A 22399-nucleotide genomic window follows, 5' to 3' on the forward strand; every position below is an offset into this window, starting at 1 on the left:
ATGAAAATAAACAGCCCATTAGAAGCTTACAAGTACCTGCCACAGACAAACTGTGGAGAATGTGGTGAAGCTACCTGTATGGCTTTTGCCTCCAAGCTGATTGACAGGTCAGGTAAGACGTCAGACTGCCCACCCCTGGTTAAGGAAAAGAAGTTTGCAAAGAAACTTGCAGAACTTGACAGGCTTCTTGCTCCGGAAATTCGCCAGGTAACCATCGGAGCAGGCGAAAAAGCAGTCAATATTGGTGGGGACGATGTCCTGTATCGCCACAAGCTCACATTCTTCAACAAGACAAAGATGTTCTTTGATGTGGCAGACAACATGGAAGAAGCTGCCCTTGTTGCCAGAGTCAAGCAGATAGCTGGCTACAAGAAGTTCTATGTCGGACGCAACCTCCTCCTCGACGGTGTGGCAATCCGAGCCGTTTCCAATGACCCGGTAAAGTTTGCAGCAGCTGTCAAGAAGGTTGCAGAAGTCGGTATACCCATGATTTTCTGTTCCTTCAACCCGGCAGTCCTGAAGGCAGGACTTGAGGTAGCAAAGGACAAGAACCCACTGCTCTATGCCGCAAACAAGGACAACTGGAAAGAAATTGGAGAACTTGCCCTTGAGTACAAGGTGCCTGTTGTTGTTTCAGCTTTCAATGACCTTGATGCCCTCAAGACCCTTGCAAAGACCTTTGCAGAGGCAGGAATTAAGGACATTGTCCTTGACCCGGGAACTTACCCGACAGGCAAGGGCCTGAAGGACACCTTCACAAACTTCCTCAAGATCAGGAGAGCAGGCATTATGGGCGACACCGAGATCGCATACCCGATCATGGCTCTCCCGTTCACTGCCTGGATGGCCGGAATTGCCGACCCTGTCAGCGCCTCCTACTGGGAAACCGTGATGGCTTCAGTCTTTACCATCAGGTACGGCGACATAATGATCCTTCATAGCATGGAGCCGTATGCCACAATGCCCGAAGTGCACCTGGCCGAGACCATCTATACCGACCCGAGGTCTCCTGTTGCTGTGGACTCGAAGATGTACAAGGTAGGAAACCCAACTGCGGACTCCCCGGTACTCTTTACCACAAACTTCGCCCTGACCTACTACACAGTAGAGAGCGACCTGTCCTCAAACGGAATAGACTGCTGGCTGCTTGCAGTTAACACCGACGGTATAGGTGTGGAAGCTGCGGTTGCCGGTGGACAGCTGACTGCTGACAAAGTGAAGGATGCATTTGACAAGGCAGGTTTCGACCTCAAGACAGCTGTAAACCACAACACCGTTATCACTCCGGGTCTTGCTGCCCGTCTCCAGGGTGACCTCGAGGATAAGCTCGGGGCAAGCGTCAAAGTAGGCCCAATGGACTCAGGAAGACTCCCAGGCTGGATGGAAAAGAACTGGCCTCCAAAGAAATAAATCGGAATAGAATTTGAATATAAATAAATTTGAAAACAATTTGAATATTAGTATTCCGTGTCAAAAAGACACGGAATAAAATTTATTGCAACTTTTTACAAAACGCAATTGTCGACTTACCGGATAGGCTCTGAATTGAAGAAAAAATAGGATAAAAATCAACTTTTTTGCCTTCTTTTATTGCAAACAGCTATATCTATATTTGGCCTGATAAAAGACTAAAGACTATCCAAAAAATATTGTAACCTACTGTAGCTTTTAAAACAGACCAGTGCACAATGGAATAGAGAATCAGATATTATGTTTCTTATAACTTCTACAATATGCCGTTTGACTTTTCGGGGAGCTCAGTATAGAAGTCATTGTGTACTCAATTTTCGTGCCTCAGGACTCATAGGGCTCATCATGGAATCAGCCAGATTTTTCATCACAGGCACGTGTTTGAGATTAAAAAGATTTTTCAGGGAATTTCTGTCAGAGAATTGTTCTTTCCCAAAATAAAAACTTTTCCAGAATAAAAATATTCTTCATTACTCTCCGCAAAGTTCAGCCCGAATCTCTTCAGCAATCTCACATGCAGCCTCTTTTGGGGACTCTGCTTTATAGATGCTTCTGCCTACAATCACCCAGTCTGCCCCTGCAGCAATTACATCCGAGGCTTTTCCTCCCTGAGCGCCAACACCAGGAGAAATAATGGTGAGTTTGTCTCCGATGATTTTTCTGATCTTTTTTACCCTTTCGGGACGCGTGGCTGGAGCGACAAGCCCGAAGGCTCCTGCTTCAAGGGCAATTTTTGCAATTGCTTCTGCTGCCGGCTGCAGGAACTCGGCTCCTCCGGGGTGGCTCATTTCACTTACAACGAAGACGTCCTTCCTGTATTCGGAAGCAATCTCGATGCAGGCGTCAAGGCTGTCCCTGCCTGTGAAGCCCTGAACGATTATTGCGTCAGCTCCGGCTTCAAAGACCTGGTCGCAGATAAGGCGGTTTGTGTTCGGGATATCGGCAACCTTGAAATCGGCTATGATTGGGGCAAATTCGGCAAGCTCTCTTATTATGTCAAGCCCCGTAGCAAGGACCAGAGGGTAGCCTACCTTTATTGCATCCACGAATTCCCAGACATCTTCTGCAATCTTGAGCGCCTCTTCCCTATCGGTTACATCCAGGGCAAGGATCATACAGGTATTCCTTTCCATCAAATCACCTCTTTGAAAGGCGTGTCCGCACAGCCGAAACAATTAGTGGGAGAGTGATGGTCGAATCTGCGTATACGGTTACTGATTTTGCATCCTCCCCGACCTTTCCCCAGGACTGGGCTTCGTCAAGTGTTGCTCCGCTCAGACCTCCGGTTTCCGGGCGGTCCATTGTTAGCTGGATTGCATAGTCAAAAGATTTGGGAGTCACAAGCATGGACTGCAGGATATAGTTCTTGGGAACCCCTCCTCCAAGCAGCATGGCACCTGCGCTTTCAGCCTCATAGCAGGTTTCCATGAACTCATGCATATCCGCAAAAGCGTCCACATGCAGAGGGTTTCCTTCTTTGTACAGCCAGGCCTGAAGTCCTATTACTGAGTCCTGAAGGGCAGGGCAGTAAACAGGCACTCCCATTTCAGCAGCAGTTTTCAGGATTGAGGAGTCATCGTCCAGGTTTTTTCCAATTTCGGTAAGGACCTGGCGGATAGAGAGTTTTTCCTGCGGAAGTCCTGAATAAATACTCTGCAGAAACTCTTCAAGGTCGGTAAAGTGCTGGTCCGGGAGGTAGACGTCGTAGATCCTGTCAATGCATTCATGCCTGAGCTGAATGTCGTTTGCGCAGTCCGAACCTTTATAATGGTGAAGACCAAGGGCTTCAACAGTATCATGCACCATATTCGCGCCTGTTGTAACAAGCACATCTATATATCCGTCCCTGATCAGGTCTGCAACAATACTTCTCATGCCTGCAGGTGTCATTGCTCCCGCAAGCCCGAAAAATTTCGTAGTGTTCTCAGAAGCCAGCATCTCATAATAGATATCCACGGCTTCAGCCAGCCTGCCTGCTCCAAAGGCACAGCCGCTGTACTCCTTTACAAGCTCGTCTACAGTCATGTTAGGTACTATCTTTGCCCCTTTGACCGGAGTTGTAAGGTTTTTAGCAGAAGCTTCAAAATCCATTTTTTTTCCTCATAGATTACAAGATTATAAGACATAACTGCATGAAAAACATAGACATATTGAAGAATAATTATGTTAAGATGCAGATATATTAAATTGTAATCGCGTTAATGCATAAATGTGTCGAAATAAGTATTTAGGTATAATAAGAAGATCTGTGAAGTTAGATACCTATTGAAGTTAGATACCTATAATTGATTTATATAAACAAGACTGGCATGTGACATTAAGGTCAGCACGTCATATATAGCATTTTATTTGAAGTTTATCTATCCTGCAATAATACACGGACTGATTTATGAGTTAATTTATGTGAACACCTCTGTATAAATAAACTTTCTCTTATCGAGACTACAGGAAAGAAACCTTTTCTACAAAAAGGAAAGAAAAAAGCAAAAACCTGCAAGAAATCTATTAGTAAAATCTATTAGTAGAGCGAGGAGATCAGAGGCAGAAATGCAGGATGAAATAATAAGATATGAAAAAGCCGGCATAGCCTTCGGGAACAAAAAAGTGCTTTCGAATTTTTCTCTTTGCATCCCGAAAGGAAAAAAGGTACTGATGAAAGGAAAATCAGGAACCGGCAAATCAACCCTGTTCAAAACACTTCTGGGGTTTGAAAAGCTTTCAGAAGGCTCGGTTTATTACAGGGGCATGCCCTTAAACCCGCAGGTAGCCTGGCAGGTCAGAAAAGAGGTAGCCTACATTTCCCAGGATACTGATCTCGGTGAAGGACCTGTAAAGGCCCTGTTTGAAGAAGTTCACTCTTACAGGCCTAACAGAGAAAAAATGGATTCTGAAAAGCTGCATACGTATATGAGCGAGCTCGAACTTGAAAAAGATATACTCGAGAAAAGCTTTGAAAATCTATCAGGGGGAGAAAAACAGAGAATAGGAATTTTAATAGCCCTGCTGCTTGAAAGAGATATTTTCCTTCTCGATGAAGCAACCTCGGCACTCGATTCCGGGCTTAAGAAAAAGGTTGCGGACTACTTCCTCAAACATGGAGACTGGACTCTTTTCATAATTTCTCACGACCGCGAGTGGGAAAGAGAGGAAGTGGAAATTGTAGATGTAGGGAAAAACGAATCTGACTGAAGGGTTATCCCTGAAAAATAGAACCTGTTCCAGAAGTGTAATGTTTTTCCCCGAAAATCCAAGCGGGCTGAGTCTTAAAAGACGTAGATAGTTGAGTAAGAAAAATAGTGAAAAGAACTGCACGGAAGTATAGAGAGGAATTATCAAATGGCAAGCCCCGATATATCGATACCTTCCCTGATATTCTGCTTTTTGCTGCTTGCAATTCCTCTGGCGATCAGTTACAGGATAAAACTCCATATTTCCAGGGCAACTATAGATGCAGTTGCTCGAATGACAGTCCAGCTTGTTCTGGTAGGCGTGTTTTTAACCTATGTCTTCGATCTGAACAATGGAGCTCTGAACCTGGCATGGGTTATGGGAATGGTTGTAATTGCGAGTTACACGACCATACGCAATATAGAACTCAAAATGGAAAAACTATTCCTACCAGTTATACTTTCTTTTGTGGCAGCAAACCTGAGTGTACTGCTTTATTTCAACGAATTCGTGCTTGACCTTGGAAACCTTCTGGAGGCTCGCTACCTCATCCCTATAGGAGGTATGATTCTCGGGAACTCACTCAGGGGCAATATTGTAGGCATGGGAGAATTTTATGAGGACATCCGCAGAAACGAAAATAGATACCTCTATAGCCTTTCTCTCGGGGCAAGCAGGTACGAAGCCCTCATACCTTATATTCGAAAATGCCTTCGCTCCGCTCTCAGGCCTACCCTTGCCAATATTGCAACTGCAGGAGTCGTCTTCCTTCCAGGGATGATGACAGGGCAAATCCTCGGAGGTGCAAGCCCCATGCTCGCAATCAAGTATCAAATATCAATTATGACCGCTCTTTACGTATCCACATCCATGAGTACTGCTTTCAGCATCTTCAGCACCATCCATACCACTTTTGATGATTACGGGCTGGTAAGAAAAGAGATATACAGAGAAAAAAGAAAGAGAAAAGAAAAGGGAAAAGGAAAAAAAGAGAACAGGTCACACTGGACCTGACCTGTATATTACATGTATCCTGTAATGTTTAAACACTATGGGTTATGTTTAAACGTAACCCGTGATATCCTGCCCTATTGGAGTACTTTTCCTTATGCACTCCTCCCCATACTGGACCATGTCCCTGACCGCGTTTTTAAGTATGGAAGGATAGATCTGGCCTACCTGTTCCCATACAGGTCTTCCATGGCAGAAAAATTTGAACGTAGGAGTTCCCTGGACTCCATATCTTTCTGCAGTCCACGGGTTCATTTCTATATTCATTCTTGCAAAAACTGCCGAACCCTCATATTCTCTGGCGTACTCCTGAAAATAGGGCTCCATAGCTTTACAATACGGGCAGGTAGGGCTATAAAACATTACAACAACAGGCTTATTAGAATCCTCCACCTGCTGTCCCCAGGTTGCATCCTCAAGTTCAATAATACTACTTCCGTTCAACACACTTCCCCCATTAAATTATAAGCCGAGATGAGTTAAATTAACGAATGAATCAGCTCTTGAGTTTAAAGAAATGCATTTTTTTATAATAGCGATATTTTGCGCTTTTACTGTAGCAATATTATACCTTCATAGAATTAAAGTCCACGCATCTCCTGAGAGAGTAGTTCTTATAATTTTAAAACGTAAAATGAAGAAAAAGAATAAAAGACAGAAAAAAGCTTCAAAAACCAGCTTGAACAGAGAATAACTAAAGAACTGAATTAATAGTTTTGTTTTAGAACTGAATTGACAGTTTTGCTTTTGACGGCAAATTCCGAATGCCTTAACAAAGTCAGAAATATGAACCCGATTTTAGCCAATATATTAAAAAGTGAGGGGGAGAATAGAACCCCACCGCAGGCGTTAGATTTAGACTTTTTCAGACTTCTTTTTCTTCATACTCAGGGTTCATGGTTTCATCGAAACATGTGCTGCAAATGTATTTGTCATCGAGGCATGTCTCTTTGAAATCTACTCTGGGACCACCCGGTTTTGTAGTTGCTTCCTTGAACACATAGAATTTTTCATTAAACTCAATAGGTTGTCCGCACCTTGTACACACAAAAGGTGGGTTTTCAACCGAATCAATTGCACATTCAATACATATCAGATCGGACTTATCTCCATGAACGTCCTTGAACTTGATCGGTTTCATATCGAGACTTGTATCCACGACTAGCACATCTTCCAGCAGTTCCCGACCACAGATATTACAGCATTCTTTCATTGTGTTGCCTCCTTTTTTCAGAGGAATCTTCACAAAGTTCTGTGCTGAGTCTACAAAAGTTTCTAAACTCTCCGTGTTTGCACTCATTTAATTCCCCAATTTAGCCTATTTTATCCATTTATACCGAACCGATTAATTTTCCTGCATTTCTACCCGGTTCAGTACCTTTCACACCTTTGATTTGAATTTTCACCCCGCCGGATAACTCAAGACTGCCGGCGATTCAGCCGAGAAGCTTTTCCCGGGACTGATGCAAAAGCAAAACGGCAAGGAACATATTTATTTTTATTACAATGTATTCCCGGAAAACACTTTACGCACTCAGACAAGAACAATCCGAGAAAACAAGTTACAAAAAAATGTGTTTCAAACCGCTTTTCAGCTCTGGTTTTAACTTCCCTATGTAAATATAGGTTTTAAAACTATATACAGTTATCCATTTTGATCGAATCAGGCAGATAATAACATAAAACAAAGAATTTTATTGCTCCATGATCAATACATAAGAAGGGTAAGAAGACTATAAAAGGACTAGAAAAAAATGCTCAAGCAGAGATTCGTGCTGGATACCACAGCACTAACGGACCTGCAGACCCGGGAGGTTATGGGCTATACATCCCTTTGTGAAGGGATGAAAGCAATACTCGATCTTATAGCCGATGCTCGCCTGCAGTTCGGGATCAGTTGTTATGTTCCCTATCCATCGGTGTACAAGGAGATGTATGAATTTGCAAGCCGCAACGGCTGTGACAGGGAGGTTACGGCAAAGATAGATACCTGGCTTGTAAAAAAATCTCCTGACCGTTATAGAGTTGATGTAACCTCACAGATCTTCCATGAATATGTATCTTACATGCGAGAGAGAATTAACCGGGGAATGGGGGTTGCAGAGGATGCAATATGGGAGGCAGCAACCGAATGCCTCTTTATGGAGAACCCGCAAAATAAGAAAAAAGAATACAGAGAAGAAGTTGAAAGAGAGGTTATTGGCGGGATAATCGGCAAATTCAGGAACAAGTACAGAGCAGCTCTCAGATATGGGATCCTTGACAGTGCACCTGATATTGATGTTCTGATCCTTGCCAAAGAACTTGATGCGGCTGTCATTGCAAGTGACTACGGAATTGAAAAATGGGCAGAACAGCTTGGAGTCCGTTTCGTGCCTGCGAATACCTTTCCTATGATGATCAAAGAGTATCTTAAGCACGGCCCAGAAGGAAAAAAAGAAATGGGATATGAGGATAAAAAGAAACAAGACCAGTCAGAGAAAGCAGATTTTAATTAAGAGACTCTAAGTAGTCAATTTTTCACGACAATACTTTATTGCCCAGTTTCTAGATATATTTATCGACAAAGTAAATGAGTTGTCTTCACTTACATTAATATCAATTCAGTATCATTCAAGCCCTTAAGGGCAATCTGGGGGGAAAGAGTTTGAGAAACGTTGTTATAGAAGAATTGAAAGCTTCGGAAGTTTACCGTCAGAAGGTAGAGGTTGTTGAAAGAAAGGGGCTCGGGCATCCGGACTATATCTGCGATGCGATTATGGAACAGATATCCGTAAACCTCAGCCAGAAGTACCTTGAGACTTTCGGAACTATCCTGCACCATAACATAGACAAAGGCATGCTTGTTGCAGGAGAGGTTGAAGGAAAATTCGGAGGGGGAAGAGTTGTAAGCCCTATGCGTCTGATCATTGGAGACAGGGCAACCTTCGAGTACGAGGGAGTTGAAATCGATGTTTCCAAGCTTGCAGTGGATACGGCAAAAGACTGGCTTTCGGAAAAGCTTCGTTTTGTAGACCCTGAAAATCTCATTTATCAGGTAGAACTTAAAAGGGGTTCTGCAGAACTTACGGACATTTTTAGCAGAGGAGGAAAAGTTCTCGGAGCAAACGATACATCCGCAGCAGTCGGATACGCGCCTCTTAGCCCTACGGAAAGGCTGATCCTCGAGACAGAACGTTACCTTAACTCAAAAGGGTTCAAGAAAGAATATCCGGAGTCAGGAGAAGACATAAAAGTAATGGGACTCAGGCATAAAGAGAATGTGCACCTTACGGTTGCTGCACCTTTTGTGGACAGATATGTTGAATCCGAAGAAGACTATTTTAAAAAGAAGATAGAACTGCACGACAGGATAGAGGAGTTTACTGCCGGGTTTGCAGAGAAAGAAAGAGCTGAGTTTGAAGCCTGCATGTGCGTGAGACCAACTGCTTCCCTTAACACCCTGGACATGCCTGGAAGGGGAATGGAAGGAATTTACACAACAGTTACCGGGACGTCTGCAGAAGATGCCGACTGCGGAGAGGTGGGGCGCGGAAATCGCGTAAATGGGATAATTCCTTTAAACCGCCCTGTCAGCAGTGAAGCTGCAGCAGGGAAAAACCCTGTAAGCCATATCGGAAAGATCTACAATCTCCTCTCCCACAGGATAGCGGCTGAGATTTACAGACAAGTCCCCGATGTTTCAGAGGTGTATGTATGGCTCCTGAGTGAAATCGGAACTCCGATTGATCAGCCTCAGATTGCAACTGCCCAGCTGATTATGAAAAAAGGTTTTGCAGGCGAGGTAGAAAAAGAGGCGGCAGAAGTTATAGAAAGAGAACTTGAAAATATTCACTCCTTCTCAATGGAACTTGTAGCAGGAAGGAAACCCATTTGCTGAATAAGCAGATCCGTAAAAAACGCAACTTCTGTCAAATTGAGTTTTTTAACAAGACATCAAATACCATACCGAATAGGAGTCCGGCAGATTTGGTCCTAAGATATAATTCCAAAAAGTGATATTGGAGTGGAAACTGATTTAAACGGTTATTATTCAGGATCTGCCTGCTGGACCTTTAAGAGGTAGGCAAGCTATAAAAGCAGGGTCTTGTAAAAAAAGAGAATCTTGTAAAATAAAGATATGATTTTATAAAATTATAACTCATACCTGTATGCAGTTCATACCCCGGCAATGAAAGCTATCAGAGCAAAGAACATGGCTATTTTAAACATTTTAGAGGATTTTGTAGGGTTATTCCGTAAAAGGAGCTGAGCAATGGCTGCTAGAAACCCGAGGTCTGCCAGAAAAACTATGTAAAGGTAGCGGGACCCGAGAATGTGCATAAAGTAAGGGAGAGGGCTTAAAATTACGGCAAGAAGCCCTATAAGCACTGCAAGATACCCTGCTTTTTTTGCCCCTATCCTGAGTGGAAGAGTGTCTGCTCCTTCCTTACTGTCCCCTTCCATATCCTCAATGTCCTTTACGATTTCTCGGGCTGTAATGGCAAGAGCCGCAAGCAGGAAAAGTACGGAGAGAGCTTCAATTCCTCTAAACCCGAAAACCGAAGCTCCAAATAAAAAGACAGAACCGGTAAGGTAACCTATACTCAGGTTTCCTAAAAGGGGAGTACCTTTAAGGGTTTTTGCATAGAGAATTAACAGCAGAGAATTAAAAAGGGCGATTAACCCGCAGACAGAGTTTATGGAGAAAGCCAGCAGGGTACCCAGGGAGAACAGAAGGTAAGAAAAATAAAAAGCCTCTTTTGCTTTTACTCGTCCGGATGGGATGGGCCTTTCAGGGCGGTTGATAGAGTCTATTTTTATGTCAAAGTAATCGTTAATCGTATTTCCTGCACCTGACACAAGAAATACTACCAGAAACACAAGCCCTGCATCAAGGAAAGGGAAAGATCCCGCAAAACCCGAACTAAAAGACCAGGAAATCAGGATATTAAAAGCTATCAGAGTTCCGATTACAGCTGCGAAACCTGCCATCAAGCAGTTCCCGTACCTCATAAGTTCCAGATATGTGCGTATTCCGGCAGACATCAGAAGAAACAGCATTATAAAGTATTAAAATTTTGCCAAAAATGTAACCGATCACTATGTTACTAATATCCTGCTGATTTAACTATCAACCTTTATCCAATCACTTTCTGATTTTGCTGCAAATAATAATGAATCGCTACTAGGAATAGTATCCAGATTTCTGCACAAGAGAAAAAAACTGTGCATTCCGGTTGTATTAGAGCAGATTTCACAAAGAGAGAACATTAATTTAAATAAGATTTGAATGCTTACAAGAAAAAATTCTACCTGTACAGGAAAGTGAAAAATTTAAATTAGTTGTCGATTGGGTATTATCTAAAAGGCATGATTTACCGTCGGTCTCATTTTTAAAGAGATTCAAAGCCAGTAACATATCCATAAAAAAACGTAACCTTTTTTAGATCTGCAGTTAAATCGGAGAAATATATTAAAAATAAATCCTAAATTTTGTTTATATGAATAATATAATAAATTGTTAATGACTTACCGTACAGCAGAGATTTCTAGTTACAGACGTGCGGGCGGAGGCCAGTAAAAAATGAAACCCCATTTTTTAATTTCTTTAATTTATGTATTGTTGGTGATATTATTAATTCCTGGAATGACTCCCCATATGGCGTCTGCTGCAGATGAAACTGATGGAGACAGCGGAAGTTCGGATGCAGGAGATGCTGGAGGAGATACCGGAGGAGATGCTGGAGGAGATACCGGAGGAGATACTGGAGGAGATACTGGAGGAGATGCTGGAGGAGATACCGGAGGAGATACTGGAGGAGATACTGGAGGAGATACCGGAGGAGATACTGGAGGAGATACCGGAGGAGATACTGGAGGAGATACTGGAGGAGATACCGGAGGAGATACTGGAGGAGATACCGGAGGAGATACTGGAGGAGACACCGGAGGAGACACCGGAGGAGACACCGGAGGAGATACTGGAGGAGATACCGGAGGAGATACTGGAGGAGATACTGGAGGAGATACTGGAGGAGATACTGGAGGAGACACCGGAGGAGACACCGGAGGAGATACTGGAGGAGATACCGGAGGAGATACTGGAGGAGATACTGGAGGAGACACCGGAGGAGACACCGGAGGAGATACTGGAGGAGATACTGGAGGAGATACTGGAGGAGACACCGGAGGAGATACTGGAGGAGATACTGGAGGAGATACTGGAGGAGATACCGGAGGAGATACTGGAGGAGATACCGGAGGAGATACTGGAGGAAATACCGGAGGAGATACTGGAGGAAACACTGACTCAGGAAATACTGGATCAGGAAATACTGGAGGAGATACTGAAGGAAATACTGACTCAGGAGATGACGGGAGTTCAAGTTCTGGTTCCAGTTCAAGTTCCGGCTCTAGCTCTGACTCTGACTCAGATTCCAGTAGCATAGGAAGCGGTATTTCCACAGAACCGGCTACTAATATCGAAATCAAGGAGCTTGCTACCAGAAACGTGATAAGTGGTTATCATATAGAATATCAGTTTCCGGAAAATGTTACATGCATAACATGTGTTGAGTATGATGCAAAGAGAACCTTCAGAAGGACAACAGCAATTGTAGAAGTACTTAAGGGTAAATCCATTCTTGTCTCACAACTTCCTGCTGGCAGAATATACAAACATGTGAATATCTGGATAGGAGAAAATGCAGCAGGACTCCCCACTTCCCTAAAAAATGGATTAGTAGGATTCAAAGTCGAAAAAGAATGGATTGAAAATAATAATGTCAATGAGTCCCTGATAACCCTTCAACGATACAATAAAGGATGGAAGTCCCTTGATACGGAAAAAGTCGGAGAAGACGATAATTACGTTTATTTTGAATCAAAAACACCTGGCTATTCCTTCTTTGCAATAACGGAATATGATGCAGAAGGAAATGAAACCCAGTTGCAGAAAACCCTGAGAAGCCTGGGAGAACAAAATGGCATAGTCAAAGAGCCTATGGAGGTAGCTAAGGTGCTTATTGCATTTTCTCTGCCTTTATTTGCGCTTCTTGTAGGATATGCTGTGTTGAAGAAAAAGATCTGAAGTTTACTATAGCATGAAAGTATGTGAGGTTCCCTGCCTCACTTACTCTAAATTACTTTTCCTATAAGATTCCAAAAAGGATAAATGAAGAATAAAACAGACCGCTCCTGAAGAAGTAGGGCACGGCAAGTGGCAACGAAAAAAAGAATTTAAATGGTTATTTTACTTTTACTGTGAGCATCCGGTCAAGAGCTTCTTTTGCCTTTATCCTCACGTCTTCAGGGACTATTACTACATGCTGCATCTTTTCAAGGGAAACCAGGACTTTTTCAAGGCTGATCATTTTCATACTTGGGCAGCAAGCAAATTCTGAAATGCAATAGTATTTCTTTTCCGGAGCTGCCTTAAGAAGCCCGTGAATAAGACCGCACTCCGTGCCTATTATAAATTCATGCGCAGGCGATTTTTTTGCGTATACGATCATACCCCGCGTGCTTGCCACATGGTCTGCAAGTTCAAGTACCTCGGGGCGACACTCGGGATGGGCTATGAATTTGGCCTGGGGATGTTTTTCCTTCATTCTCAGGACATCTTCCCTCAGGATCTGGTGATGTGTGGGGCAGTGCCCTTCCCAGGGAATAATTTTTTTGTCAGTGCGGGCTGCAACATAAGCGGCCAGGTTCTTGTCAGGCACGAAAATAACCTCATCGGCGTCCAGGGAGTTTACTACTTCTACGGCGTTAGCAGAGGTACAGCAGATATAGGATTCTGCTTTGACTGCAGCCGAGCTATTTACATAGGAAACGACCAGAGCTTCAGGGTGTTCTTCTTTCAGTTTTTTAAGGCCTTCTACATTTACCATATCTGCCATAGGGCAGGTAGCATCAATTTCAGGCAACAGTACCGTCTTATTCGGAGAAAGAATTGCGGCACTCTCCCCCATAAAATGGACTCCACAAAAAACGATAACTTCCGCATCCTGACGTACGGCTTCCTGGCTCAGGGCAAGGGAATCCCCGACAAAGTCCGCAATGTCCTGAACCTCAGGGCGGGAATAATAGTGAGAAAGAATTACTGCGTTTCGTTTTAATTTCAATTCTTTGATCCTTTTTATAAGGTCTGCTTGCTGCATGTGACCACCATAAACATTAGAGAAATTAACCTTAGACAAATTAATCTGGAGAAATTTACCTGAGATATTTTAAACGGAGAGATTCCCGAACTATGGGGATATTTAACTTAAGAATATTTTTGAGTATTTGAATAGAAGGGCATATTAAACGTAAAAAGTGCAGTAGGAAGATTTTATCCGTAAAGCTTTTTTCGCGTACATACGCTGCCTCCTGAGATGTACCTGCTTAACTCTTCCGTCCTATATAATATTTGTGAACACATCCAGCCTTCTATCCGAAAAATGTTACCGGAAAAAGGAGGAAGAGGAAAAAACGAAAATAAGGAAGAGTAAGAATGGAAAATTGAATAGAAATAATTTGAGAGATTTCTGAAACTTAAGATTTCTAATTTCCTGTAGTTGCAGACTCATACTCCAGATAAGACTAACGGTTCGGGTTAAGATTAAAAGTTTGAAAACTTTAAGTTTCAATGCTAAAGTTCAGCTTCAATATAAAAGGTTTCATGTCCCTATCTGGAAAGGATTCAGGATCTTTTTCAGGGTAGAAATTGCAGAGAGGGCTGCAAGATAACTTGTTTTAGGGTTATCAGGAGAAGGAAGATTTTCCACTCTTGTGCAGAATTTCCCGAATTCTCCTTCTACATTGACTTCGTGCACGTTTCTGGAAAGGGAAGGATCAGCTATGACTTTTACCGTCGTCCGCTCAAAACCTATGCCTGCAAGGCTTATGGTCGCTGCCACGTTAACGTTTGCAGGAAAGGCTTTTACGGCTTCCGAAGCAGGTCCTTCAAAGAGTAACATCTCTTTTTCAAGCTTTTCAAGCTCTATACCGTGCTCCACAACATAGGGAGCTCCCATAAGTCCTGACGGAGGCTTCCTTGTGGTCAGGGTAACAGAGGAAACTCCGGCAGCACATGCCGAATTTATCCCGTCAATTCCGACAACCGCACCAGAGGGGAAGTAAAGCCTGCAGCTATGCTGCTTTGCAAGCCCGAAAAGAGTTTCCCTCAGTTCTTTGTCTGCAAGGGCACCTACACTCAGAATCATCACATCCCGTCCTGCTTGAAGGGCCTGAGGGACAATGAACCTGACGGCGTTCTGAGAAGCACTTTCTATAACAAGGTCTACACTGCATATGAGTTCTTCGATCTTCATATATGCAGGCCTGCATGTTTTCAGGGAATTTGCAAGTTCAAGTGCTTTGCTTTCCGAAGAGTCGCAGAGGGCGTACAGCTCTGCATTAATCTCCCTGTTATCAATTGCCCTGCAAATCTGTCCACCAATGAATCCGCAACCAATAATTCCTATTTTCAGTATTCCAGGCTCCTGAGAATAATTAGTAAGTTTTTAATTGCCTCAACAATTTAGCTGGTATTTTTCGATCAACTATAATTGCTTATATATAATTTTCTTTATATGCCCGGCACAGAGAAACTCCGAGAACGGGAGTACTGTATTCCTTTCTCTATCTTTAAACCTTCTGTTCCTGCATCTTCTCTTTCGTCTCAAGAATCTTCACTTGAATTAGATCCGCTCTTTACTCTCTGTCCAGAATATCCAAATTGCATACTGTAAAGTAAAAACATGATGGAAGAAAAAACAGAAGGAAAATGCCCATATCCCTTATAAATACGGGAGACATAAAATAGCAAGGTAAAAATTATGTTTATCAGAGAAATTGAAAGCTTCATAGAAGAAGACCTGGGGTACGACGATGTTTCCTGTACTATTGTTCCGGACAGACCTGTTGAAGCCACTGTTTTTACGAAAGAGGACTGTACGGTTGCCGGGATAGATGAGGCAGCATCAATATATTATTACTTCGGAATTCAGGCGGAAACCGATTTTAAAGATGGAGACCGCCTCAGCAAAGGAGATGTGATTTTCAGGCTCAGGGGAGGAGCCGTATCCATTCTCAGGGCAGAGCGCATTAGCCTTAACTTCCTCGGGCACCTCAGCGGGATTGCCACCCTGACAAGAAACTGCACCGATATTGTGAGAAAGCACTCGGAAACTACAAGGGTTGCATGTACAAGGAAGACCACGCCGGGGATAAGGAAGTTTGAGAAGCTTGCTGTTGCTGCCGGAGGAGGAGATACTCACAGATTTAACCTCTCAGATGCGGTTATGATTAAAGATAACCATGTAAAACTTATGGGAATAGAAGCCGCGATAAAAGCCGCCCGAAAGACCAGCTTTACTCGGAAAATTGAGGTTGAAGTCGAGTCTGCAGAAGATGCGGTCTTTGCTGCAGAACTGGGAGCTGATATTATAATGCTTGACAATATGCAGCCCGATGAGATTAAAAAGACTCTTTCCATACTTAAAGAAAAAGAACTCCGAGAATCAGTTCTTATGGAAGCTTCAGGAGGAATTTCCCTCGAAAACCTCGAAGACTATGCAAAAACAGGAGTAGACATAATATCCATGGGCTCACTTATCCACAAATCAAGATGGATAGATGTCAGCCTGGAAATAGTCGGCTATGAGGCCTAAAATGTATTTAGACTGATTAAGAAATATTATATATAAATTTAATTTAAAGAATTTATCATTTCTTTTTTTATTTAAAAGATTTTCCTGTTGAATACTGTTTGTTTTTTAAATTCTTTACATCTTTGAGTGTACTTTTATTTATAAACGAATTTAATTTTTTACCGCAAATTTAAAAACACCGAAAAGATAAAAAGGAAGAAAAGAATAAAGATTACAAAGATAATAATAAAAAAATATGAGCTGATAATATGAGAGTAAATAGAAAAATCCAGATAAAAAACTGTAAAAATCCAGCCTTTTAAAGTCCACTTAATTTGGAATCTATGCTCTATAAGGAATCGAATATCACGTATTCATTCACAGAATTTACGAGTGGATGGGATATAAGAGTTAAAAAATATACAAACATTTAATCTGGTTTTTTTCTAAAAACTTAATGAAATAATTAATCAGTTTAAAACTATATTCATTTCGAACTTACTGATAATATTTAGCAGTCTAAAAAAGCTGATCTAAAAAGTATTAGTTTGAAAATAATTAGAAGGAGAATAACCTGCCGTAAATCGACTTTTTTATCAGGTTTTTGAGGTAGCAGAATTGAAGGTGAAAGGGTTTCATAGAACTATTTTATTTACGTTTCTCATCCTGTTGACGCTTGGCAGTACAGCATCGGCAAGAACTGCTGTATATGACGGAGACATTGAGGAAGGGGAGGTATATCAGCTTAACAATTACATAATAGAAATTACCGATATCTTTCCTGAAGCAGGTACAGCCTCATATTATGTGTATGAGAGAGACAAGAAAATAACAACAGGCCTGCTGGATGTGAACGAGAGCTTCGAGTTCGACTTTGAGGATGAGGGTAAAGTGCAGATGCGCCTGAAGTCCGTTCATACCGGAGGCGTATTACCCAGAGCTACAGTTGAGATTACCATGTCAAATTACAAGATAGGAGATCTTTACATTAACGAGGTCGTTGAAGGGGGGCGTTCCCAGGCAGCCTTTGCAGGAGATCCTAAACTTGTGATAACTAAAAGTGTCGATAAATCCGAAATAGAAGTGGGAGATTTAATAACCGTTACCGTAAACGCAAAAACTACCGGAAACGATGCTGCACATGATGTGCTGTTTACGGACCCGAAGCAGGAACATTTTGTCCTGAAGGAAACTACTTACGAAATTTCAACCACAATACCAAAAATTGATTACGGACAATCAATGCCTGAAACTCTTGTTTATATTTATAAATTGAAAGCAACCGAGGCAGGAACTTTCGATCTCAGAGCTGTGACTGCTACATACAGAAACAGTGCGAGCCAGACCTACCAATCATCTTCTAACACTCCCACAGTAACTGTACTTGAAGGGAATAAACTGAGGGCGGATGTTGAGACCACGATGGTTATGGATCTGCTATCTGTTAGAAGAAACGAAAAAGTCACCTCAACAATTATTCTGAGGAACACGGGAAGTGCTCCTGCTCAGGCTGTCCGTCTTGACATCATGGTTCCGGATGGTATGGAATATGTCAGCGGAGACGAAGGGATTGAAACCGTAGGTGGAAAACCCAGAATATACATAGAAACTCTGCAACCCAACAATGACAAAGAGTTCACGTGCACTTTAAAAGCAAAGGATGTGGGCACTTACAGTATAAACTCAGAGCTCTCTTATGAGTACAGTAACGGGGTAGATGCCCAGAAAGTTAAGCAAAACGGTAAATTTGCAACTTCCAACATCAATGTAAAAGAAGGAAAGTTCGACTTCATGTTGAAAAATCCGTTATACATCATAATTCCGGTAGCCATTCTTGCTGTTATTGGAGTTCATATATACAGGCGGCACAGGCAATACAGATATTAAAGAAAAAACTTAATAAATAATATAAAAAAGTGTGAAAATCCCGCTCAATCCGGGATAGAAAAATGGAAATTTACCTTTAAGATGGAGGAGTTTTTTTTGCTCAATATACTTGTAATAGGAAACGGGCAATGTGGAAACAGAATTCTGGATTCCATTAACCGGCATGCGATGGGAGGAGGAAAAAACTGCAACAGGCTTGCCAAATTCTATTCGAAGCAGAGATTTAAAAGCCATGTTGAAACCCTTGCTTTTAACACTGCTGTTAATGACCTAAAAGAGATGAAGTTTACAAAAGCAAGGGACAGAGTCCACATCCCCCACCTGCATGGAGTTGGTGCAAACAGGAATGTTGGAAAACAGGTCTTTGAAGAAAATAAAGAGATGATTATGCGGCAGGTTGAGGAAAGGGGTAATTTTGATATTGCTTTTGTACTGACCTCAGCCTCGGGTGGTACAGGCTCTTCTTTTACTCCTCTTCTCATAAGGGAAATGAAAAATCGCTACGACTATCCTGTTTATTGTGTTGTTGTCCTTCCTTTCAGGGAAGAAGGAACTCTTTACCTTCAAAACTCAGCGTTTTCGATCAGGGATATCCGTCAGAGCGGGGTAGACGGAATTATACTTGCCGATAACCAGTACCTGAAAAACATCGGAGGAAGTATTCAGGAAGCCTATAACGGTATAAATGACATGATTGCAGAGCGTCTTCTTTTCCTTCTTGATGCCCTTGACAGTGAAATGATGATGGTAACGGATCTCGGTGACTTCAAGACAGTAATGAGCGGAGGTGCAGGGCTTGCAACTATCGGTTTTTTCAAGGCTGATAAAGACATGCCTATCAAAACGACAATACAGAACTCGCTCTCCCCTTCAGGACTTCTGTTTTCAACCAATGTTTATGAAGAAGCAAGCAGAGCAATGATAGTAATCAAAGGTGACCGCAAATACCTGAGTATAGACGAGATCTCAACTGAGATCGAAAAACTTTCCGGAGCCGTGGGACATGTCTTCAAAGGAATAGTTGTGCGCGACGGCGAGTATCCTCAGATTCTTTCGCTCCTTACCCTGGAATCTGCTCATGAACTTGAAAAACTTTATAATGTAGCGGTTCAGGCTATTCATTACGAGAAAGCAAAAAAGCAGCGTGTTGAAGAAGGAGTCGAAATGAAAAGGACTTTTTCCCAGATTGAAGGGATGGAACCTGAATATTGAGGATTCAGGTTTTTCTCTTTAGAACCTTTTTTATTACTGATCATTTTTCTTCCGGTCTTTATGTTAAGGATCTTTACTCTGTTATAATAAATATTAGGAAAAATTAATTACTTTATGTAACACTCTTCCTTTAATAAACCAGAGGAAAGTAACATGAAAACGATTTCTGTGTTAAATTTAAAAAATTATTTTTATAGGAGTACTTATCCTTGCTCTGATCGCAAGCTCAGGGTGTACGAGCGAAGAGTCCAGTCTGATGAAAACGTGGAAGGTGCAGCCCCCGGTTGAGGCTGCCGGAGCCATCACAGGTACCGATAATTCAACAGAGTCTGCCGAGATCACAATCACTGACGGATGTGGTAGAGAATTAACCATACCCACAAATGTCGAAAGTACTATCTGCTCGGGGGCAGGGTGCCTGCGCTATCTTGTATACCTGCAGGCACAGGACCTTATTGTTAGAGTTGACAGCATAGAGTTAGAAGAATCTGAGTTAGAAGGTCGCCCCTATGCCCTTGCAAACCCACAGCGTGTTGAGACCGGAAGGCTGACAGCTTTTGATGCAGTCCTGCTAGGGCAGCGGCCTCATATCAAATGGGACGTAAGAGAAAAAAACCTTAAAATCGTTGATTCGGTCTTCAAGTTACTTTCAATGGAAAACCTGCGCCTGTTCTATATCGATGAGATGAGCAGGGGCGAACTTCAGAAAGTAGCAATAGCACGTTCCCTTGTCCAGGAGCCAAAAGTCCTCCTTCTTGACGAGCCTACAAGCAGCCTTGACCTGAAAAACCAGGTGGAGATCCTGACCACTATCAGGCAGATAGTTCTCGAGCACAGGATTGCGGCTGTAATGACAATGCACGACCTCAACCAGGCACTCAGGTATGCAGACCGGTTCATTCTTTTGAAGGGAGGAAAAATTCATGCCCACGGAGGAGTGGAAGTAGTTACCCCTCAGGTGATCGAAGATGTATACGGCCTTACAGTTGTCATAGGGGAAATTGCAGGTATGAGATGCGTAGTTCCCGGAAGCCCCTCATGGGATTGTACATATAACCAGCTGGAAAAAGCGGGACAAGAATAAAAGCTGTTCTGGGACAGTGTAGCACTGATTGAAATGCTAAAGATGCCTGTGAATTTATTCGCGGGGCTGCCATAACTGATCCAAAAAATCTATTTTTTATTATTAATCAACAAAATTTTCTTAAGACTGTTTTCACGATCAGAAACTCACTTAATTATTAAAAAAAGGAAAATTCAAAAAGCAGATTTTGAGTTTTAGGGTCGGCTCATTAATTGAGAAAGGAGCACTTGTATTGTAACCAGGATTGGATTGATATTTGGTTGTTGTAACTTGGTTGTTGTAACCAGAATCGGATTAATATTTGGTGTTATACCAAACAAGTTGGAAATATACCAAACATTAAACCGGTACTTTGATCCAGAGTAGATTTACGGACCTGAGCCTTTGAATAAATCGATAGACCCTTAAAACTGAAAAAACACTACCAATGAACCACATACATAGTTGAAAAAATTGAGCGATATACCAGATATAGTAGTAATTATTTGCTATTGATCCAAAATTATAAATATACCATATGAAAAATAGAATCGTAAGAGAAATCAACAATCAAAAAGGCAGCTCGCTGAAGTTTACTCATGAATCTTAATAGCCAGAAAGAAGCGCTGGGACGAAATGTTACAGGAAAGTAAAATGTACCTTTCCAGGCTATCAGAAAAAAATTCTAACCATGCTGTGGAGTGTGTACTGAAAAGTTAGGGGGAAATCTACAACCGGATTAGTCAGGATTCACAGCTAAACTAAAAATAAGAAACACGGAGATTCGCAAGAAAGAGAACAAAGGAAATGAAAGAAATGAGTTTTGATTCTTCAAATCTAAAACCCTTCAACAATGGAGTTAATACACTTGCCAAAGTTAAGGCTGAATTTGACTTTGAGCTTGATGATGAAATTGACGAACTTATTAAAAATCCAGATTTCAAGTCCAATGTTCTGAAGATGTACAGGTCCGTGGGTGAGGATATCTTGTTGAGCTTACGTGACTACCTAAAAAACGAAGACGCGGAATTTAAGGCAGCATTCTGCTATTACTATATAACGGAGATGGGAATGTCTCAATCAAATGTCTGTGCTATGATCGGAATATCCACCCGTAACTATCGCGAACTCCAGGACAAGTATGAAGCTGAATGGAAAAAATTTGCAACTGAATTGAAGAATAGTGAAATTCGAGAACATACCGCATATCTCGCTTATACTGCACTCTGGAATTATCTAAATATAGACAAGATTCTCGCAGATTTGGATTTATCATTGGTAAAAGAATAATAAATAACTTTAAAAAATTGGCTCATACCAGATTGGTTTTCGGATTTTTATCAAAAATAGTTAGAGGTACGGTTTGCAGATCGGGCAAACCGACCATAAAAAATTTCCAGGTTTATCTTGTAATCATCATTTCTGCGGTTTCAGGCTTGTAGAACCAATCCCTCGGAAGTACCTTTTCCTGCTTGTAGTATTTAACAAGCCTTCTAATTTTGGATTCGGTCAAGTTGAGGGAACGTTTGTTATGGACGTCTTTCTTGTTGGTAGAAAGGTGCTTTCTCAGTCCCAGAGCCTTTACGATGAGGTTGGTAAGGTCTTCTGGAATGTTAGGAGCAACGTTGTTTTCCTTGAGAATTGTTGTGATCTTCTTGCCTGTAATGAGCTTGGCATCAGGGACTCCGTAACGGTCTCTTAAAATCATGCCGATTTCGGCTGTGGAGACACCCTGTTTCCAGAGGTCCAGTGTAATTGTGGTAACTTCGTCTGCTCCAATCTTGCACCACTCTGGCGGTTCTGTTCTGTTAGGCCGGGTGGAAGAAGACTTGCCTTTTCTTTTGGTATGCATTTTTGCCATAATAACTCTCCTGATATCAATTGATCGATGCCCGGAAGAAAATTCTTCGGGCTGAAGTTATATCTTTACCGACTATAACGGACCAACACATCGATCGGGAGATTTTAA

General features: G+C 42.1%; 20 protein-coding genes. 12 read left to right on the forward strand and 8 right to left on the reverse strand.

Annotation, left to right across the window (positions count from 1 at the left end; all coding sequences use genetic code 11):
- The gene (gene acsC, locus MSHOH_RS17450) at nt 1–1410 is read left to right on the forward strand and encodes an acetyl-CoA decarbonylase/synthase complex subunit gamma (protein WP_048141583.1); all 1410 of its coding nucleotides are present in this window, start codon (nt 1–3) and stop codon (nt 1408–1410) included.
- Nucleotides 1411–1940: 530 nt separating this feature from the next.
- Here the strand turns inward: acsC and pyrF are convergent.
- Together pyrF and MSHOH_RS17460 are read right to left on the reverse strand one after the other, a co-directional pair.
- Nucleotides 1941–2603 (reverse strand): orotidine-5'-phosphate decarboxylase, encoded by a 663-nt coding sequence (pyrF, locus tag MSHOH_RS17455; protein ID WP_048141585.1) that lies wholly within the window; start codon nt 2601–2603, stop codon nt 1941–1943.
- 4 nt (nt 2604–2607) lie between these two features.
- Nucleotides 2608–3561, reverse strand: a complete 954-nt coding sequence (locus MSHOH_RS17460; protein ID WP_048141587.1) for a deoxyhypusine synthase — start codon at nt 3559–3561, stop codon at nt 2608–2610.
- 456 nt (nt 3562–4017) lie between these two features.
- Between MSHOH_RS17460 and MSHOH_RS17465 the strand changes: the two genes are divergently transcribed.
- The gene (locus MSHOH_RS17465) at nt 4018–4659 is read left to right on the forward strand and encodes an ABC transporter ATP-binding protein (protein ID WP_048141589.1); all 642 of its coding nucleotides are present in this window, start codon (nt 4018–4020) and stop codon (nt 4657–4659) included.
- Between the two features lie 147 nt (nt 4660–4806).
- Nucleotides 4807–5652, forward strand: a complete 846-nt coding sequence (locus MSHOH_RS17470) for an ABC transporter permease (RefSeq protein ID WP_048141590.1) — start codon at nt 4807–4809, stop codon at nt 5650–5652.
- Nucleotides 5653–5700: 48 nt separating this feature from the next.
- On the opposite strand, the gene MSHOH_RS17475 is transcribed toward MSHOH_RS17470, so the two are convergent.
- On the reverse strand, nt 5701–6093 hold the full coding sequence (locus MSHOH_RS17475) for a thioredoxin family protein (protein WP_048141592.1): 393 nt from the start codon (nt 6091–6093) through the stop codon (nt 5701–5703).
- 421 nt (nt 6094–6514) lie between these two features.
- On the reverse strand, nt 6515–6949 hold the full coding sequence (locus tag MSHOH_RS17480; RefSeq protein WP_204245348.1) for a hypothetical protein: 435 nt from the start codon (nt 6947–6949) through the stop codon (nt 6515–6517).
- A 454-nt stretch (nt 6950–7403) separates the two neighbouring features.
- Here MSHOH_RS17480 and MSHOH_RS17485 point away from each other — a divergent pair, with 454 nt between their 5' ends.
- Nucleotides 7404–8147, forward strand: coding sequence for an RNA ligase partner protein (locus tag MSHOH_RS17485; protein ID WP_048141594.1), 744 nt, complete (start codon nt 7404–7406; stop codon nt 8145–8147).
- Between the two features lie 149 nt (nt 8148–8296).
- A complete protein-coding gene (locus MSHOH_RS17490; protein ID WP_048141596.1) occupies nt 8297–9529 on the forward strand; it encodes a methionine adenosyltransferase in 1233 nt (410 codons plus the stop codon).
- 278 nt (nt 9530–9807) lie between these two features.
- Here MSHOH_RS17490 and MSHOH_RS17495 read toward each other — a convergent pair whose 3' ends face one another.
- Entirely contained in the window at nt 9808–10677 is an 870-nt protein-coding gene (locus tag MSHOH_RS17495) for a geranylgeranylglycerol-phosphate geranylgeranyltransferase (protein ID WP_048141598.1), read from the reverse strand.
- 638 nt (nt 10678–11315) lie between these two features.
- On the opposite strand from MSHOH_RS17495, the gene MSHOH_RS25375 reads away from it, so the two are divergent.
- Both MSHOH_RS25375 and MSHOH_RS25380 read left to right on the forward strand, forming a co-directional pair.
- On the forward strand, nt 11316–12080 hold the full coding sequence (locus MSHOH_RS25375) for a hypothetical protein (RefSeq protein ID WP_239451040.1): 765 nt from the start codon (nt 11316–11318) through the stop codon (nt 12078–12080).
- Nucleotides 12081–12088: 8 nt separating this feature from the next.
- On the forward strand, nt 12089–12721 hold the full coding sequence (locus tag MSHOH_RS25380; protein WP_275425592.1) for a PGF-pre-PGF domain-containing protein: 633 nt from the start codon (nt 12089–12091) through the stop codon (nt 12719–12721).
- Nucleotides 12722–12878: 157 nt separating this feature from the next.
- Here the strand turns inward: MSHOH_RS25380 and nadA are convergent, their stop codons facing one another.
- Complete coding sequence (gene nadA / locus MSHOH_RS17505; RefSeq protein ID WP_048141600.1) at nt 12879–13793, reverse strand: quinolinate synthase NadA; 915 nt, start codon at nt 13791–13793, stop codon at nt 12879–12881.
- 501 nt (nt 13794–14294) lie between these two features.
- Nucleotides 14295–15110, reverse strand: coding sequence for an aspartate dehydrogenase (locus MSHOH_RS17510; protein WP_082089405.1), 816 nt, complete (start codon nt 15108–15110; stop codon nt 14295–14297).
- A 345-nt stretch (nt 15111–15455) separates the two neighbouring features.
- On the opposite strand from MSHOH_RS17510, the gene nadC reads away from it, so the two are divergent.
- The 5 genes from nadC to MSHOH_RS17540 all read left to right on the forward strand — a co-directional run bounded on the left by nadC (nt 15456) and on the right by MSHOH_RS17540 (nt 21720).
- A complete protein-coding gene (gene nadC / locus MSHOH_RS17520) occupies nt 15456–16289 on the forward strand; it encodes a carboxylating nicotinate-nucleotide diphosphorylase (RefSeq protein WP_048141606.1) in 834 nt (277 codons plus the stop codon).
- Nucleotides 16290–16937: 648 nt separating this feature from the next.
- Nucleotides 16938–18155 (forward strand): BatD family protein, encoded by a 1218-nt coding sequence (locus MSHOH_RS17525; protein WP_162197655.1) that lies wholly within the window; start codon nt 16938–16940, stop codon nt 18153–18155.
- A gap of 96 nt (nt 18156–18251) precedes the next feature.
- Nucleotides 18252–19367, forward strand: coding sequence for an FtsZ/tubulin family protein (locus MSHOH_RS17530; RefSeq protein WP_048141608.1), 1116 nt, complete (start codon nt 18252–18254; stop codon nt 19365–19367).
- A 256-nt stretch (nt 19368–19623) separates the two neighbouring features.
- Nucleotides 19624–20451: an ABC transporter ATP-binding protein gene (locus tag MSHOH_RS17535; RefSeq protein ID WP_082089406.1), complete on the forward strand. Its 828-nt coding sequence runs from the start codon at nt 19624–19626 to the stop codon at nt 20449–20451.
- Nucleotides 20452–21237: 786 nt separating this feature from the next.
- Nucleotides 21238–21720: a hypothetical protein gene (locus MSHOH_RS17540; RefSeq protein ID WP_048141609.1), complete on the forward strand. Its 483-nt coding sequence runs from the start codon at nt 21238–21240 to the stop codon at nt 21718–21720.
- Between the two features lie 112 nt (nt 21721–21832).
- Here the strand turns inward: MSHOH_RS17540 and MSHOH_RS17545 are convergent, their stop codons facing one another.
- Entirely contained in the window at nt 21833–22291 is a 459-nt protein-coding gene (locus tag MSHOH_RS17545) for a 30S ribosomal protein S15 (protein ID WP_048141611.1), read from the reverse strand.
- Between the last annotated feature and the right edge of the window lie 108 nt (nt 22292–22399).

The sequence above is a fragment of the Methanosarcina horonobensis HB-1 = JCM 15518 genome (assembly GCF_000970285.1).
Classification (GTDB): domain Archaea; phylum Halobacteriota; class Methanosarcinia; order Methanosarcinales; family Methanosarcinaceae; genus Methanosarcina; species Methanosarcina horonobensis.

Coding starts and splice junctions, on each gene's coding strand:
- MSHOH_RS17480 (WP_204245348.1), bottom strand. CDS start 6,949: ATGAGTGCAAACACGGAGAGTTTAGAAACTTTTGTAGACTCAGCACAG.
- MSHOH_RS17540 (WP_048141609.1), top strand. CDS start 21,238: ATGAAAGAAATGAGTTTTGATTCTTCAAATCTAAAACCCTTCAACAAT.
- MSHOH_RS17485 (WP_048141594.1), top strand. CDS start 7,404: ATGCTCAAGCAGAGATTCGTGCTGGATACCACAGCACTAACGGACCTG.
- pyrF (WP_048141585.1), bottom strand. CDS start 2,603: ATGGAAAGGAATACCTGTATGATCCTTGCCCTGGATGTAACCGATAGG.
- MSHOH_RS25375 (WP_239451040.1), top strand. CDS start 11,316: ATGGAGACAGCGGAAGTTCGGATGCAGGAGATGCTGGAGGAGATACCG.
- MSHOH_RS17535 (WP_082089406.1), top strand. CDS start 19,624: ATGAAAACGTGGAAGGTGCAGCCCCCGGTTGAGGCTGCCGGAGCCATC.
- acsC (WP_048141583.1), top strand. CDS start 1: ATGAAAATAAACAGCCCATTAGAAGCTTACAAGTACCTGCCACAGACA.
- MSHOH_RS17470 (WP_048141590.1), top strand. CDS start 4,807: ATGGCAAGCCCCGATATATCGATACCTTCCCTGATATTCTGCTTTTTG.
- nadA (WP_048141600.1), bottom strand. CDS start 13,793: ATGCAGCAAGCAGACCTTATAAAAAGGATCAAAGAATTGAAATTAAAA.
- MSHOH_RS17460 (WP_048141587.1), bottom strand. CDS start 3,561: ATGGATTTTGAAGCTTCTGCTAAAAACCTTACAACTCCGGTCAAAGGG.
- MSHOH_RS17495 (WP_048141598.1), bottom strand. CDS start 10,677: ATGTCTGCCGGAATACGCACATATCTGGAACTTATGAGGTACGGGAAC.
- MSHOH_RS17465 (WP_048141589.1), top strand. CDS start 4,018: ATGCAGGATGAAATAATAAGATATGAAAAAGCCGGCATAGCCTTCGGG.
- MSHOH_RS17545 (WP_048141611.1), bottom strand. CDS start 22,291: ATGGCAAAAATGCATACCAAAAGAAAAGGCAAGTCTTCTTCCACCCGG.
- nadC (WP_048141606.1), top strand. CDS start 15,456: ATGTTTATCAGAGAAATTGAAAGCTTCATAGAAGAAGACCTGGGGTAC.